Source organism: Chryseobacterium sp. CFS2 (genome assembly GCF_036543225.1).
GTDB lineage: Bacteria > Bacteroidota > Bacteroidia > Flavobacteriales > Weeksellaceae > Chryseobacterium > Chryseobacterium culicis_A.
In genome coordinates this window covers 35,816-49,491 of record NZ_JAZHQU010000009.1, presented here as the reverse complement: position 1 = coordinate 49,491, position 13,676 = coordinate 35,816, and the positions used below count along the sequence as shown (strand labels likewise).

Annotated in this window: 13 protein-coding genes; 11 read left to right on the top strand and 2 right to left on the bottom strand. The window is 33.4% G+C overall.

Going from position 1 to position 13,676, the window contains the following annotated elements:
• Window positions 1-106 precede the first annotated feature (106 nt).
• The 5 genes from uvrA (at window position 107) to ODR02_RS19105 (ending at window position 7,019) form a co-directional block, all read left to right on the top strand.
• On the top strand, window positions 107-2,938 hold the full coding sequence (gene uvrA / locus ODR02_RS19125; RefSeq protein ID WP_309513178.1) for an excinuclease ABC subunit UvrA: 2,832 nt from the start codon (window positions 107-109) through the stop codon (window positions 2,936-2,938).
• 77 nt (window positions 2,939-3,015) lie between these two features.
• On the top strand, window positions 3,016-5,232 hold the full coding sequence (locus ODR02_RS19120) for a hypothetical protein (protein WP_209784290.1): 2,217 nt from the start codon (window positions 3,016-3,018) through the stop codon (window positions 5,230-5,232).
• A complete protein-coding gene (locus tag ODR02_RS19115; RefSeq protein ID WP_209784291.1) occupies window positions 5,229-6,170 on the top strand; it encodes a hypothetical protein in 942 nt (313 codons plus the stop codon). The genes ODR02_RS19120 and ODR02_RS19115 overlap by 4 nt, the downstream gene beginning before the upstream one ends.
• 194 nt (window positions 6,171-6,364) lie before the next feature.
• Complete coding sequence (locus tag ODR02_RS19110) at window positions 6,365-6,769, top strand: hypothetical protein (protein WP_105682169.1); 405 nt, start codon at window positions 6,365-6,367, stop codon at window positions 6,767-6,769.
• A gap of 115 nt (window positions 6,770-6,884) precedes the next feature.
• A complete protein-coding gene (locus ODR02_RS19105) occupies window positions 6,885-7,019 on the top strand; it encodes a bacteriocin-like protein (protein WP_105682170.1) in 135 nt (44 codons plus the stop codon).
• Between the two features lie 33 nt (window positions 7,020-7,052).
• On the opposite strand, the gene ODR02_RS19100 is transcribed toward ODR02_RS19105, so the two are convergent.
• Window positions 7,053-7,598: a DUF3828 domain-containing protein gene (locus ODR02_RS19100; protein ID WP_209784292.1), complete on the bottom strand. Its 546-nt coding sequence runs from the start codon at window positions 7,596-7,598 to the stop codon at window positions 7,053-7,055.
• Between the two features lie 118 nt (window positions 7,599-7,716).
• On the opposite strand from ODR02_RS19100, the gene ODR02_RS19095 reads away from it, so the two are divergent.
• The 4 genes from ODR02_RS19095 (at window position 7,717) to ODR02_RS19080 (ending at window position 9,496) form a co-directional block, all read left to right on the top strand.
• Window positions 7,717-8,229 carry a DUF421 domain-containing protein gene (locus ODR02_RS19095; protein ID WP_034697682.1) on the top strand — a complete coding sequence of 171 codons (513 nt, stop codon included), beginning with the start codon at window positions 7,717-7,719 and terminating at the stop codon, window positions 8,227-8,229.
• Window positions 8,230-8,234: 5 nt separating this feature from the next.
• On the top strand, window positions 8,235-8,726 hold the full coding sequence (locus ODR02_RS19090) for a GNAT family N-acetyltransferase (protein WP_309513177.1): 492 nt from the start codon (window positions 8,235-8,237) through the stop codon (window positions 8,724-8,726).
• Window positions 8,727-8,978: 252 nt separating this feature from the next.
• Window positions 8,979-9,158 carry a quinol oxidase subunit 4 gene (locus tag ODR02_RS19085; RefSeq protein WP_209784294.1) on the top strand — a complete coding sequence of 60 codons (180 nt, stop codon included), beginning with the start codon at window positions 8,979-8,981 and terminating at the stop codon, window positions 9,156-9,158.
• Window positions 9,159-9,235: 77 nt separating this feature from the next.
• Complete coding sequence (locus tag ODR02_RS19080) at window positions 9,236-9,496, top strand: hypothetical protein (RefSeq protein ID WP_105682762.1); 261 nt, start codon at window positions 9,236-9,238, stop codon at window positions 9,494-9,496.
• A gap of 43 nt (window positions 9,497-9,539) precedes the next feature.
• Here ODR02_RS19080 and ODR02_RS19075 read toward each other — a convergent pair whose 3' ends face one another.
• A complete protein-coding gene (locus ODR02_RS19075) occupies window positions 9,540-9,854 on the bottom strand; it encodes a DUF4286 family protein (protein WP_209784295.1) in 315 nt (104 codons plus the stop codon).
• Window positions 9,855-10,002: 148 nt separating this feature from the next.
• Here ODR02_RS19075 and gyrA point away from each other — a divergent pair, with 148 nt between their 5' ends.
• Together gyrA and ODR02_RS19065 are read left to right on the top strand one after the other, a co-directional pair.
• Window positions 10,003-12,585: a DNA gyrase subunit A gene (gyrA, locus tag ODR02_RS19070; RefSeq protein WP_209784296.1), complete on the top strand. Its 2,583-nt coding sequence runs from the start codon at window positions 10,003-10,005 to the stop codon at window positions 12,583-12,585.
• 29 nt (window positions 12,586-12,614) lie between these two features.
• Window positions 12,615-13,646, top strand: coding sequence for a tetratricopeptide repeat protein (locus ODR02_RS19065; RefSeq protein ID WP_209784297.1), 1,032 nt, complete (start codon window positions 12,615-12,617; stop codon window positions 13,644-13,646).
• Window positions 13,647-13,676 lie beyond the last annotated feature (30 nt).

Genomic DNA, 13,676 nt, shown 5'->3' with positions numbered 1-13,676 from the left:
CATTAGGTTTTTTTTATAAAACTTTTATGCCTTTTAAATTCAAAAAAATTGCATAAAATTCCGTATTTTTGCACGTTGTGATTTTCAGGCAAAATCATTCCGGATTATGAGCAAATCAACAGAATATATAGAAGTTTACGGAGCACGTGAACACAACCTTAAAAATATTAATGTTAAAATTCCACGCAACGAATTGGTCGTTATTACAGGCCTTTCCGGAAGTGGAAAATCGTCATTGGCTTTTGATACTATTTTTGCAGAAGGCCAGCGCCGTTATATTGAAACATTCTCTGCCTATGCGCGTCAGTTTTTAGGCGGGCTGGAGCGTCCTGATGTAGATAAAATTGAAGGACTTTCTCCGGTAATTGCTATTGAGCAGAAAACGACCAATAAAAATCCACGTTCTACTGTGGGGACAGTTACCGAGCTGTACGACTTTCTGCGTCTTTTGTATGCAAGAGTTTCAGATGCGTACTCTTTGTCTACCGGACAAAAATTGGTAAGCTATACCGAAGATCAGATTCTTGAAACCATCAAAGAAAACTATAAAAAAGAAAAGATCATGCTTTTGGCGCCAGTGGTGCGTTCCAGAAAAGGGCATTATCATGAACTTTTTGTACAGATGGCTAAAAAGGGCTACGGACAGGCAAGAATTGATGGTGAATTACAGGATATTGAATATGATTTAAAACTTGACCGTTATAAAACCCACGATATTGACATCGTTATCGATCGTTGGATTATCGGTGAAAATGCTTCGGAAAGCAGAATGGAAAAATCATTGCGTACTGCAATGGAAATGGGAGAAGGTATTATTGGAATTCAGAAACTGGGAAGTACAAACATCGAATACTTTTCCAAAAACCTGATGGATGCAGAAACGGGACATTCTCTGGCTTTGCCTGAACCCAATACATTCTCATTCAATTCACCCAAAGGAAGCTGCCCGAACTGTAAAGGATTGGGAACCATCAAAAAGATCAATACGGATTATTTCATAGACAATCCAAAATTATCCATCAATCAGGGAGGATTATTACCGTTGGAAGATATCAAGTCCAACAAATGGATTCTATCGCAGATCAAAAATATTCTTGAAATCTTCGGATTGGGATTAACAACTCCGCTTCAGGATATTCCGGAAGAAGCATTGGATTATATCTACAACGGTTGTCACAAAGAATTTAATAAAGACCTGAAATACGCAGGAATTACCAAGAAAATAAAAATTGGTTTTGACGGGCTTATTGCTTTCATGGAAGAAATTATCGATGAGAGAGAATCTTATGAAGCCATTTTGCTGGAAAGACATTTCACCACAGAAGAAACCTGCCCGGAGTGTCATGGTACCCGTCTTCAGCCTTCAAGTTTAAGTTTTAAAATTGACGGAAAAAATATTGCTGAGGTTAATGGATTAAGCTTAGCAGATTTAAAAGACTGGTTAGCTGATGTTAAAGATAAATTTTCAGAAAAAAATAAAATCATTGCTCATGAAATCTTAAAAGAGATTGAAACCAGACTTCAGTTTTTACTGGATGTAGGATTGGATTATTTAAGTCTGAGCAGAAGTTCAAAAACACTTTCAGGAGGAGAATCACAAAGGATTCGTCTGGCGACTCAAATCGGGTCTCAATTGGTGAATGTATTGTATATCCTTGATGAACCAAGTATCGGACTTCACCAGAGAGATAACGAAAGGCTGATCCATTCTCTGAAAAACCTTAGAGATATCGGAAACTCTGTATTGGTGGTAGAGCATGATAAAGACATGATTCTGGAAGCCGATGAGGTATTGGATATTGGTCCAAGAGCCGGAAAGTTCGGCGGAGAGATCCTTTGGCAGGGAAAACCGAAAGATTTATTGAAAGCAGATACCATCACTGCTCAATACATCAATGGTAAAAGAAAGATTGCAATTCCTGAAGAAAGAAGAGCAGGAAGCGGTAAAAATATTGTATTAAAAGGCGCTACAGGAAATAACCTTAAAAATGTTACCCTGGATGTTCCTCTTGGGAAGTTAGTAGTAGTAACCGGAATTTCAGGAAGTGGAAAATCTTCTTTGATTAACGGAACATTATATCCTATCCTTAACAAACATTTCTACAGAGCGGTTCAGGAACCTTTACCTTACAAAAAGATCGAAGGGCTGGATAATATTGATAAAATTGTAGATGTAGATCAAACACCAATCGGAAGGACACCACGTTCGAATCCTGCTACTTATACCGGAATGTTTACCGATATCAGAAACCTTTTTGCAGAACTGCCGGAAAGTAAAATCCGTGGGTATAAGCCCGGAAGATTCTCTTTCAATGTAAAAGGCGGAAGATGCGAAACCTGTCAGGGAGGAGGATTGAAAGTGATTGAAATGAATTTCCTTCCGGATGTATACGTACATTGTGAAACCTGCAACGGAAAACGTTTCAACAGAGAAACCCTGGAAGTGCGTTACAAAGGAAAATCCATCTCTGATGTTCTGGATATGACGATTGATGAAGCAGTAGATTTCTTCCAGCCGATTCCTAAGATTTTTGCAAAAGTGAAAACATTACAGGACGTTGGATTAGGATATATTACCCTGGGACAGCAATCAACGACGCTTTCCGGAGGTGAAGCTCAGCGTATCAAGTTAGCAACCGAACTGTCAAAAAGACAAACCGGAAATACCCTTTACATCCTTGATGAACCCACTACAGGACTCCATTTTGAAGATGTGAAAATCCTGATGGATGCCATTAACCAATTGGTAGAACTTGGAAACTCGTTCATCATCATCGAACATAATATGGATGTCATCAAATTAGCAGACCATATTATTGATGTTGGACCGGAAGGAGGAAAATATGGTGGACAAATTGTAGCACAAGGAACTCCTGAGGAAATTGTGAAGTCTAAGAAGAGCTTGACTGGGAAGTTCTTGAAGAGGGAATTGGAATAGAATGATAGAAATATATTACGGAAAACCACAATGAAAATTGTGGTTTTTTTATTTACTTTTGGAGAAAACGATAATACATGAGCTTTAAACTTTTAGCGATTAGACCATTGAAAGGTTGTAATCCAAAATTTCTTAAGAATTTAGAAGAAGGAAGAATTTATAAGTTTTATAATGATTATAAATTTTATAATGGAAAAGAGAGGATTGATGATTTCGATTATGAAATAGATATTAATTCAATTAGAGATGTTGAGCGAATTGAAATAGATGAAACATTACCAAAAGACTTTTTTGGAAAGAATATTAATATCTCAGCTATTGTTGGAAGAAATGGAAGTGGAAAAAGCACTTTGATAGAAATTTTAATAGCTTCGATTGTAAGTTTTTCATTAAAAATAAAAAAAGATTTCATCATTCCGGGGGACTTGTATGATAAAGAGAACTCCAATTATCATGACAATGTTAGTAAAATTACAAATAGCCTTAAAAAAGATTTAGAAAAAATAAATATTGAGTTTTATATTTTGACTAATAGTAATAATCTTTATGAAGAGAATAAAAAAATAAAATTTCAAGAACGAGTAGAGGTTATTAGACAAATGAAAATAAAAAATAATATATTTTCTTTCACAGACTATAAAGAAAATTTTGATCAAAAATTTTTAAAAGTAAATGAATTCAAAATAGATTTATTAACTGATGATGAATATGAAAATAATTATACGAAATATAATTTTCTAGAAGACTTTGTTTATTCATTAGTTATTAATTATTCACATTATAGTTTCAATAATAGCGAAATAGGCGAATGGATAAAAGGGGTATTTCATAAAAATGATGGATATCAACTTCCAGTTGTAATTAATCCTTATAGAAATAATGGAAATATTGATATTAATATTGAGAAAAATTTATCAAAATCACGTTTTTTAATAAATATATTAAAGGAAAAAGTATTAAGAAAGGTCAATGATGTAAAAGAAATTTCTCATGTCTATATAGAGTTTAATAAGGATAAATTTTTATTGAATGATCAGAGGTTAGGAGATTTAAGAATTGATATCCCTTATTTAGAGAAAATAGAAATCTTAAAAATAATTTTAGATGTATTCTTTCAAGATGAGGATAATAATATTTTAGAAATTCAGGATAAAAAGTTTTTTGCTTATAATTTAGACTATATATTGCTAAAGTTAAAAAAAATGACAAATTATCTAGTATATGCTGACTTTAATGATTTATTTATAGAAAACAATAGCAATGAAATTGTAACATTCAAAATAAATTTTAAAAGAAATAAGTTTAAAAGATATATCAATGCTTTATATAGAGATAATAGCCATAATACAGATAAGTTTAATCAAGCACTTTTTTTTATTAAGACTCATTATATAAATGAAGACAGCTTGATTTTAGAAATAGATGATTTGGCAAATCTGATTGTAGAAAGTGGTAAAGTTGCCTATAAAAATATAGAGAAGTTCCAAAATGAAAGTTTGGGAATTAATTTTAATTATAATATTAGACACATTTTGCCTTCATTTTTTAATTTAGAATATTTATTTAATAAAGAATATTCTGAAAATAATTTTTCAAATTTTAGTTCTGGGGAAAAACAAATTATTTTTTCAATTCATTCTGTATTATATCATTTAAGGAATATAAAATCTGTAACAACTTTACACGGTGATTTGGAAAGCGAGCCAAAGGAAATTAAAAAGCTTGTTTATTATAAAAATATAAACTTAATTTTTGACGAGATTGAAATTTATGCTCATCCTCAATTTCAAAAAGAACTTATTAAAAGATTTCTAGATAGTTTAAATGCTATTGATTTGCGATATGAATTTTTAAATGTTCTTTTAATAACTCATTCTCCTTTTATTTTATCTGATATTCCCAAACAAAATGTTCTTTTTCTTCAAGTAGAAAATAATATTTCAATTTCTAAAGATTTTAGTAAAAAAAATACTTTTGCAGGCAACATTTCTGAACTCTTGGAGGATAGTTTTTTTTTAAGTGGGTTGACTGGAAGTTTTGCTAAATCTAAAATAGAAGAAGTAATAATATGGTTAAATGATCAAGAATATAAAAAAAATAACAACTTAGAACTAGAATCTTCAACTAGAGATGGTTATAAAAGAATTATTGAAATGATAGATGAACAAATTATCTATTACAAATTAAGAGAAAAATATTTCGAGTTATTTCCGGAAGATTTTGAAGAAGATCAAAAAGAAAAAATTTTTAAGAAGTTAGCGAAAGAATTGGGATATAAAATTGAAAGATCATGATTTATATAGATTTTAAGAAAAAAGCTTTTGATTTTCATAATAAAATTGTAAAAGATATTTTTAATAATATCATAACAAAAAAATACATAGAGAGAGGAGATAGAACGCATAGAAATAAAGTTTATATAAATACAGATTTTTTAGATTTTTTAAATGAAAATAAAGACGAATTAATTGGTGGTCTTCCAACTAAATTATTTAATTTACATGAAGAATTTAAAAAGCTAACACTTAATAATGATGAGAATAAAAATATTAAAAGTTTTTTATTAGAAACAGGGTATAAAAATTTTCAAAAAAAACATTCGAAAGATTTTTTAAATTTTATAGGAATAGATACATGTATTTATTGTAATAAAAATTATACTTTAAATATCAGTAAAAGTCATGCAAGAGCAGAGTTGGATCATTGGTATCCGAAGAATGAGTTTCCATTATTAGCATTATCCTTTCACAATTTAATTCCTAGTTGTCATTCTTGCAATCACATAAAAGGAAAAGCCGGAGATTGGTCAAAAGCTTTAGAAAAATTTGTTCATCCTTATTTCAAAGAAGCTGATGAAGGATTTAGTTTTGATTTTTTTTATAATCAAAAATTAGATTCATTAAAAATCGAAGCGAAAGCATATAAAAAAAGTATTAAAACAGGAGAAACTCTTGAGTTTAATAAAATTAAAGAAAAGTATAATGCTAATGCAGAAAAAGAATTAAGAGATTTATTAGATTTAAGATATAAGTATTCTAGTAATTATATCAAGATTTTATCAGAAAGTGCTTTTATGGGACTTAGAATTAGTAAAGATGAAATTTATAGATTAGTTTTTGGGATAGAAATAGAGGAAGAAAATTATCATAAACGACCCTTTAGCAAGTTTAAAAAAGATATTATTGACAAGATATTGTTAATTGATGATATTGGTTATAAAAGGAAAACCTGATTTTATATACTATAATTTACCTCCCAATATTAAATTTTTAATTATTTTTAAAATTTATTACGTTGATAATCAATTGATTAAGTTTTAATGTTAACTCAATGTTAACTGAATGTAAAATTAATATGAATTATTTTTAATAACTTTGGGTAAGAGATACAAAAATAGGTTAGTATAACATTTAAAACCAGTTAGTTATGAAAAATAGAATTCAAATATTGATGGCTTCACTTTTCGTTTGTGGATTTGCTGCTGTTTTGAACACTGCCAAAGCCCAGACAACAGATCATAATACCATTCAGGAAATTCAGTTGAATAGAAGTGAAACATTTAATGATATCAGAAATAAATTAGAAGCCAACTTTGATCTTACCAATCCTGATTACAAGCAGGGAACCGTAAACTCAGTGGTGAAGTTTGATATTGCAAAAAATGGTAAAATTGTAAATGTTCACTCCACAGGAGACTGCAAAACTGTAAGCAAAGAAATTGAAATGGTATTAAGCGACCTTGATTATAAAGTAGATCGTAAAAAACTGACTGAAAATATGGTTGCTTATACTTACGTAATGCCTGTGACTGTAGAGATTCACAACAGATAGTATTGATTGCATATTATTCATGAAAGTGTGAATAATGAAAACTTATCAGATTAAGTTGTAATAAAGAATAAAGGACAAGGTTTTAATTTTGGGCTACCATAAAAATTAGAACTATATGAAAAATTTAAAGAAACTGACAAAGTCAGATTTGAAGTCAGTGTACGGAGGAGAGCCAAGAAAATACTGTACATTTTGCGAATGGGCAAATAAAGTAATTTGCAGTGATATTCCAATCGTTCAATGTCCGTAAAAAAAAATAAAGCCGCTTTTATAAGCGGCTTTTCTATTGCTGTGCACTTTGCACAAATTCGGTTAATCTTGTTTTAAGATTTTTAGAATTTCCTATCTTATCAAAAGTAATATTATCTATTTTCCAACCTTTCTCCGTATTGATCAGATGTACGGTATCCATCCAGGTTTCTTTAGGAGTAGCGGAATTATATTCAAATGCTACCAGTGCTTCAGCAGTTTTATCCTGTATCTTGACAGATTTAATTTTATAACTGGTAAATCCTTCATACAAACTGGAGAAAATAGCGCCTTCGAAAATTAAAGGTTTTTCATCAGGATGATCACTTTTTTTAACTTTTTCAATATCCGCTTTTGAAGCATTGATAGCCTCTTCCAATACTTTTTTTAAATCCTTGGAAAACAAATCCTCAGAAATCGGCTGGTTGTAAATGGCCTCATTGGACTTGCCATACTGAGTGTAAAGTTCGTTTACTTTTTCATGGATGACAGCATCAGGAGACAAAGTGGGTTGCGTTTCTTGTTTTTTGCAGGATAAAAAGAACAGAAAGATTCCTAAATAGAGAAATAATTTTTTCATGTAAGTTTATTTTTTGTGGTGTAATGAGAATCCCAAGGTCAAAATTTATACCAAAATCTGTTAATAAAATATTTTTTACGAATCACAAAAATCAATACATTTGAGTAGATAAAAAATTGTGGATCCTATACTTAACGTCGCTGTTCGTTCCCTTTGCGTTTACCTTTTTATGGTGATCGCTATCCGTTTGTTTGGTAAAAATCAGCTTTCCCAGCTCAATGCGGGAGATGTTGTATTACTGCTATTGATTTCAAATGCCGTTCAGAATGCAATGGTAGGCCCGGATACTTCTCTTCAGGGAGGAATTATTGCGGCATTGGTTTTGTTTGTTGCTAATTTTATCTTGAAAAGGATCATGTTTTCCAGTCGCTCCTTTCAGACTTTTATGGAAGATGAACCGGTAATTCTTATCAGAGATGGAGTAGCAGATCAGGCCGCTCTGAATCGTGTTAAAATTACAGAAAGCGAATTGGAAGAAGCCATAAGAGAACATGGAATTGAAAACATACACAATGTAAAGCTTTCCGTTCTGGAAGTGGATGGAAACATCAGTGTTGTTTCTCAGGACGAAAAAAGCAAACAAACCCACTATTCAAGAATTAAAAGAAAACTCAAAAGAAAATACCATTAAATACAATGAATTACGAATTAAGAGAAATGCTTCCCAGTGACGAAAACCGTGTGCTGGAGATCTTCCGGCAGGGAGTAGAGGGTGGAATTGCCACTTTGGAAACAGAAGTTCCTACCGCTGAAGCCTGGAGCATGGAATATTTCAATGACTGCCGCTGGGTGCTGGAAAATGAAAACAATGAAGTCGTAGGATGGTGCGCTTTAAAACCTGTCAGCAAAAGGGAAAGCTTTAAAGGAGTTGCAGAAGTGGGCATTTATTTTGATAAAGAATACCAGGGGAAGGGTTTGGGTTCTATATTGCTTAAAAAGATAATTTTGGATAGTGAGGATCACGGATTCTGGACATTACAGACCAATCTCTTCTCCGAAAATGAAATGGCCATCAAGTCTCATCAGAAAAACGGGTTCAGAATGGTTGGAGTCCGTAAAAAAATTGGAAAGCTCAATGGGGAGTGGAAAGATCTTATATTGATGGAAAAAAGAAGCGAAATCATTTAGAGAATTATAAATGATGAATGATGAATGATGAATGATGAATGATGAATGATGAATGATGAATTTATTCAGTAAACACATGACCTCCCTAACCAAATTGACCATTGACTTGCGAAGCAAAATTGACCATTCACAATAAAAGGCTTTATATTCCAACCTTAAACCTTAAACCTTAAACCTTGAACCTTGAACCTTGAATTTTGAACTTTTGGCATTACCATTGTTATATTAAATCAAGTTGAAAAAATAGAAATAATGAAAAATTTGATTAAAATTACAGGTGTGCTTATCGTGATGCTGATGTTGTCATCATGTGTAGTGCATGATAATGGAGCCAGAGGAAATACAATCCCTCCGGGACAGGCTAAAAAAGTGTTTGGAGGAAGTGCAAAAGACTATGCTCCGGGACAGGTGAAAAAGAGAAGTGGCTATTAATAGCAACGTAAAATAAAAATATTAACAGTCGGTTTTAACATACATTAGCTTAATTTCAATTTCTTTTGGCATTAACATTGATATATTTCGCTATCGAAATTGAAAAAGTGAAAATAATGAAAAGTATGTTTAAAATTGTTGGGGCAGGCGCTGTACTGTTACTATTGTCCTCTTGCATAGTACACGAGCCACATGGAAGAAGAATGCCACCGGGGCATGCAAAAAGGTATTATGGCGGAAGCGCAAGATATTATGCACCGGGTCAGGTTAAGAAAGTGTATATTTATGACGATCGTGGCCATCATCACAAAGGCCGTGGTCATGGACATCACAGATAAAAAAGAAAAGCACTGAAGAAATTCAGTGCTTTTTTATGATCAGTTATAATCTCGATTTTTTCGGATTTAGGAAAGTATTAAAAATCATAACTTCCTGTCCAAACTTTTTCTCAATCCTTTCAGAAATATTCAAAAGTTCGCTTTTTATAAAATCTTCACGTAATCCATCATTATCGAAGATTAATAGCAGATTATAATTTTTACCTTCCTCAATAAAATCACTGTGTACCTCAGAAAGAATATACTTTTCTACATCCATCAGGTTTTCAGTCATTAAAACCAGGGTTTCATCAATATAATTTTCCCATTCTTCTAAGTTATCTTTCGTACAGTGGAAAGTTATACTTAATACGCTCATTTTTTATGAATTTTTAAGATTTTTTGGATAAATTCTACAGCAAAAATCGGCATTTTTTTCGTAAATTAGCCCGTTAATAAAAATTGGAAATAAATAATTTTCAGACTTACAGCTAAAGGTCTGACTATCATTATAATAAAATTTGTTTATGCAAAAAGAAGGAGAAAGACTGATTCCTATCAACATTGTTGATGAAATGAAGTCGTCTTATATCGATTATTCGATGTCCGTTATCGTTTCAAGAGCGTTACCGGATGTAAGAGACGGCTTGAAACCCGTTCATAGAAGAGTACTGTATGGTATGTATGGACTAGGGGTGTTTTCTAATAGAAAATATTTAAAATCTGCGAGAATTGTTGGGGATGTTTTGGGTAAATATCACCCGCACGGAGATTCCTCTGTATATGATGCTATGGTAAGAATGGCCCAGGACTGGAGCTTGCGTTATCCGCAGGTAGACGGGCAGGGTAACTTTGGTTCTATGGATGGTGACCCGCCTGCAGCAATGCGTTATACTGAGGCAAGATTGAAAAAAATCTCTGATGAGGTTCTTTCAGACTTAGACAAAGAAACAGTTGATTTCCAGAATAACTTCGATGATAGTTTGCAGGAACCAACAGTAATGCCAACGAAAGTTCCTAACCTTTTGGTAAACGGTACTTCTGGTATTGCAGTAGGGATGGCTACCAATATGGCGCCCCATAACTTATCTGAGTCTGTAGATGCCATCTGCGCTTATATCGATAACAAAGAAATTACCATCGATGAATTAATGCAGCACATCATTGCTCCGGATTTCCCTACAGGAGGGATCATCTACGGCTATGACGGTGTAAGAGATGCTTTCCATACAGGAAGAGGAAGAGTGGTTTTAAGAGCTAAAGTTAACTTTGACGAAATCGGAAACAGAAACGCTATTATCGTTACTGAAATCCCTTATCAGGTGAACAAAGCTGAAATGATTGCCAGAACAGCAGAGCTTGTAAAAGACGAAAAAATTCCTGGTATCCACGAGATCAGAGATGAATCGGATAGAAAAGGACTTCGTGTGGTGTACGAACTGAAAAACGATGCCATTCCGAATGTTGTTCTTAACCTATTATATAAATATACAGCACTTCAGACTTCTTTCAGTGTAAACAATATTGCATTGGTACACGGAAGACCAGAGCAATTGAATCTTAAAGATATCATTCATCACTTTGTAGAGCACAGACATGAAGTAATCATAAGAAGAACTCAGTTTGAGCTTAAGAAAGCAAAAGAAAGGGCGCATATCCTTGAAGGATTCATGAAAGTAATCGGAACGCAGGATTCTCTAGACAGAGCAATTTCTATTATCCGTCACAGTGCCAACCCTCAGGCTGCAAAAGAAGGCTTAATCGAGGCGTTTGAACTTTCAGACATCCAGGCTCAGGCAATCCTTGATCTTAGATTAGCTCGTCTTACAGGAATGGAGCTTGATAAGATCCGTGATGAATATGATGCCATCATGAAAGAAATTGAAAATTTGGAAGATATCTTAGCCAATGAGCCAAGAAGATTCCAGATCATCAAAGACGAATTGATCGAAATCAAAGAAAAATACGGAGACGAAAGAAGAACTGAAATTGATTATTCTGGAGGAGAAATGTCTATCGAAGATATTATCCCGAACGAATCTGTAGTTCTTACCATCTCTCACGCAGGATATATCAAGAGAACTTCACTTTCAGAGTATAAAATTCAAAGTAGAGGAGGTGTAGGAAATAAAGCAGCAACAACAAGGGATTCCGACTTCCTTGAGTATATTGTTTCTGCAACCAACCACCAGTACATGCTGTTCTTTACAGAAAAAGGAAGATGTTACTGGTTAAGAGTATTTGAAATTCCTGAAGGCTCCAAAACAGCAAAAGGAAGAGCGGTGCAAAACCTTATCAATATCGAACCGGATGATAAGATCAAAGCTTATATCAGAACCAATAACCTTAAAGATTCCGAATATGTAAATCAAATGAGCGTTGTGATGGTAACTAAAAACGGTACCATCAAGAAAACATCATTAGAAGCATATTCAAGACCAAGAGTAAATGGGGTGAATGCCATTGAGATTAGAGATAATGACCAGTTATTAGGAGCTTATCTGACGAACGGAACTTCTCAGATCATGATTGCTACTAAAAATGGTAAATGTATCCGTTTCCCTGAAGAAAAAGTAAGAGAAGTAGGTAGAGGATCTATCGGGGTAAGAGGTATCTTGCTTGAAGATGGTGATGAAGCTATTGGTATGATTGTTGTGAACGATGTAGAGAACGAAACAGTACTTGTAGTATCTGAAAAAGGATATGGAAAAAGAACTGCAGTAGAAGACTACAGAATTACGAACAGAGGAGGAAAAGGAGTAATCACGCTGAACATTACTGAAAAAACAGGAAATCTGATTGCTATTCAAAACGTAACAGACGAAGACGGATTGATGATTATCAACAAATCCGGTGTTGCCATCAGAATGGGAATGGATGAAATGAGAGTAATGGGTAGAAATACTCAGGGGGTAAAACTGATCAACCTTAAGAAAAATGACGAAATTGCAGCCATTGCAAAAGTAGCAATGGATAAAGATGTAGAAGAAGATTCTGAAGAAACTGAAGAGATTGGAGAAGTAGAAGAAGGAGTAGGATCACTATTTGATAACCAGGAAGACAATGCAGAACCTCAGGCAGAAAATGAGAATTCTGATTCAGAAGAATAAATTGTACAATTAAATATAAAATAGTTATTATGAAGAAACTAATTTTAGGAATGGCTATCGTAGCGTCTGCTTTTGTTTTCGGACAAAAAGATGCGAATGCCCTGAATGCAAAGCTTCAGGAAGCCAACAAAGCAGCTATGGATGCATATAATGCAAAAAATTATGCAGTGGCAGCACCTAAGTTTATTGAAGTTTATGACTTATTAAAATCTAGTGGTCAGGACAATAAAATATATATGTATTATGCCGGACTTAGCCACGCGTTAGCGAATAACAGTGACCAGTCTATCAAAATATATACAGACCTTGTAAATTCAGGATTTACAGGTGTGGAAACTACTTATACTGCAAAAGAAAAGAAAACAGGTCAGGTGGTAAATCTTGATAAAGCAACTTGGGAGCTTATGAAGAAGAACGCAGACTATACTGATTTCAAAACAGAACAGTCAAAAAGTATAGAATCTGATTTATATGAAACTTTAACTTCATTACTTCTTAATGCTAAAAAAGCACCTGAAGCTCTTGCGGTTATTGAAAAAGGATTAGCTAAATTCCCAAACAGTGCAAAACTTAAAGAAGCTCAGACTACAGCATATCTTCAGTCAGGAAACACGGATAAATTTGTTGCCGGATTGAAAGAGCAGCTAGCAAAAAATCCTAACGATGCAACAAACTGGTATAATCTTGGAGTAATGCAGGCTAAAAACCCTGCTACTGCTAATGATGCTATAGAGGCATTCAAAAAAGCAATTGAACTTAAGCCAGACTTCTCTGATGCATACCAAAACCTGGTTTATACTACTATCGGAGATGATGCTAAGGTGGTAGGAGAAATTAATGCACTGAGAAAAGACAAGCCGGACGAAGCTTCTAAGCTGATTGATGCAAGAAGAGAGAGATTCGGAAAAGCATTGCCATATGCTGAAGGATGGTATAAAGCAAATCCAAAGAGTCTTGACGCTGTTACTGCATTAAAAGAAATTTATGTAGTAACTAAAAACATTGAAAAAGTTAAAGAAATGAAAGCTAAAGAAGTTGAACTAAGTGCAGCTGCAAAGTAATCATTAAATAACACAATCATAAAAAGCCGG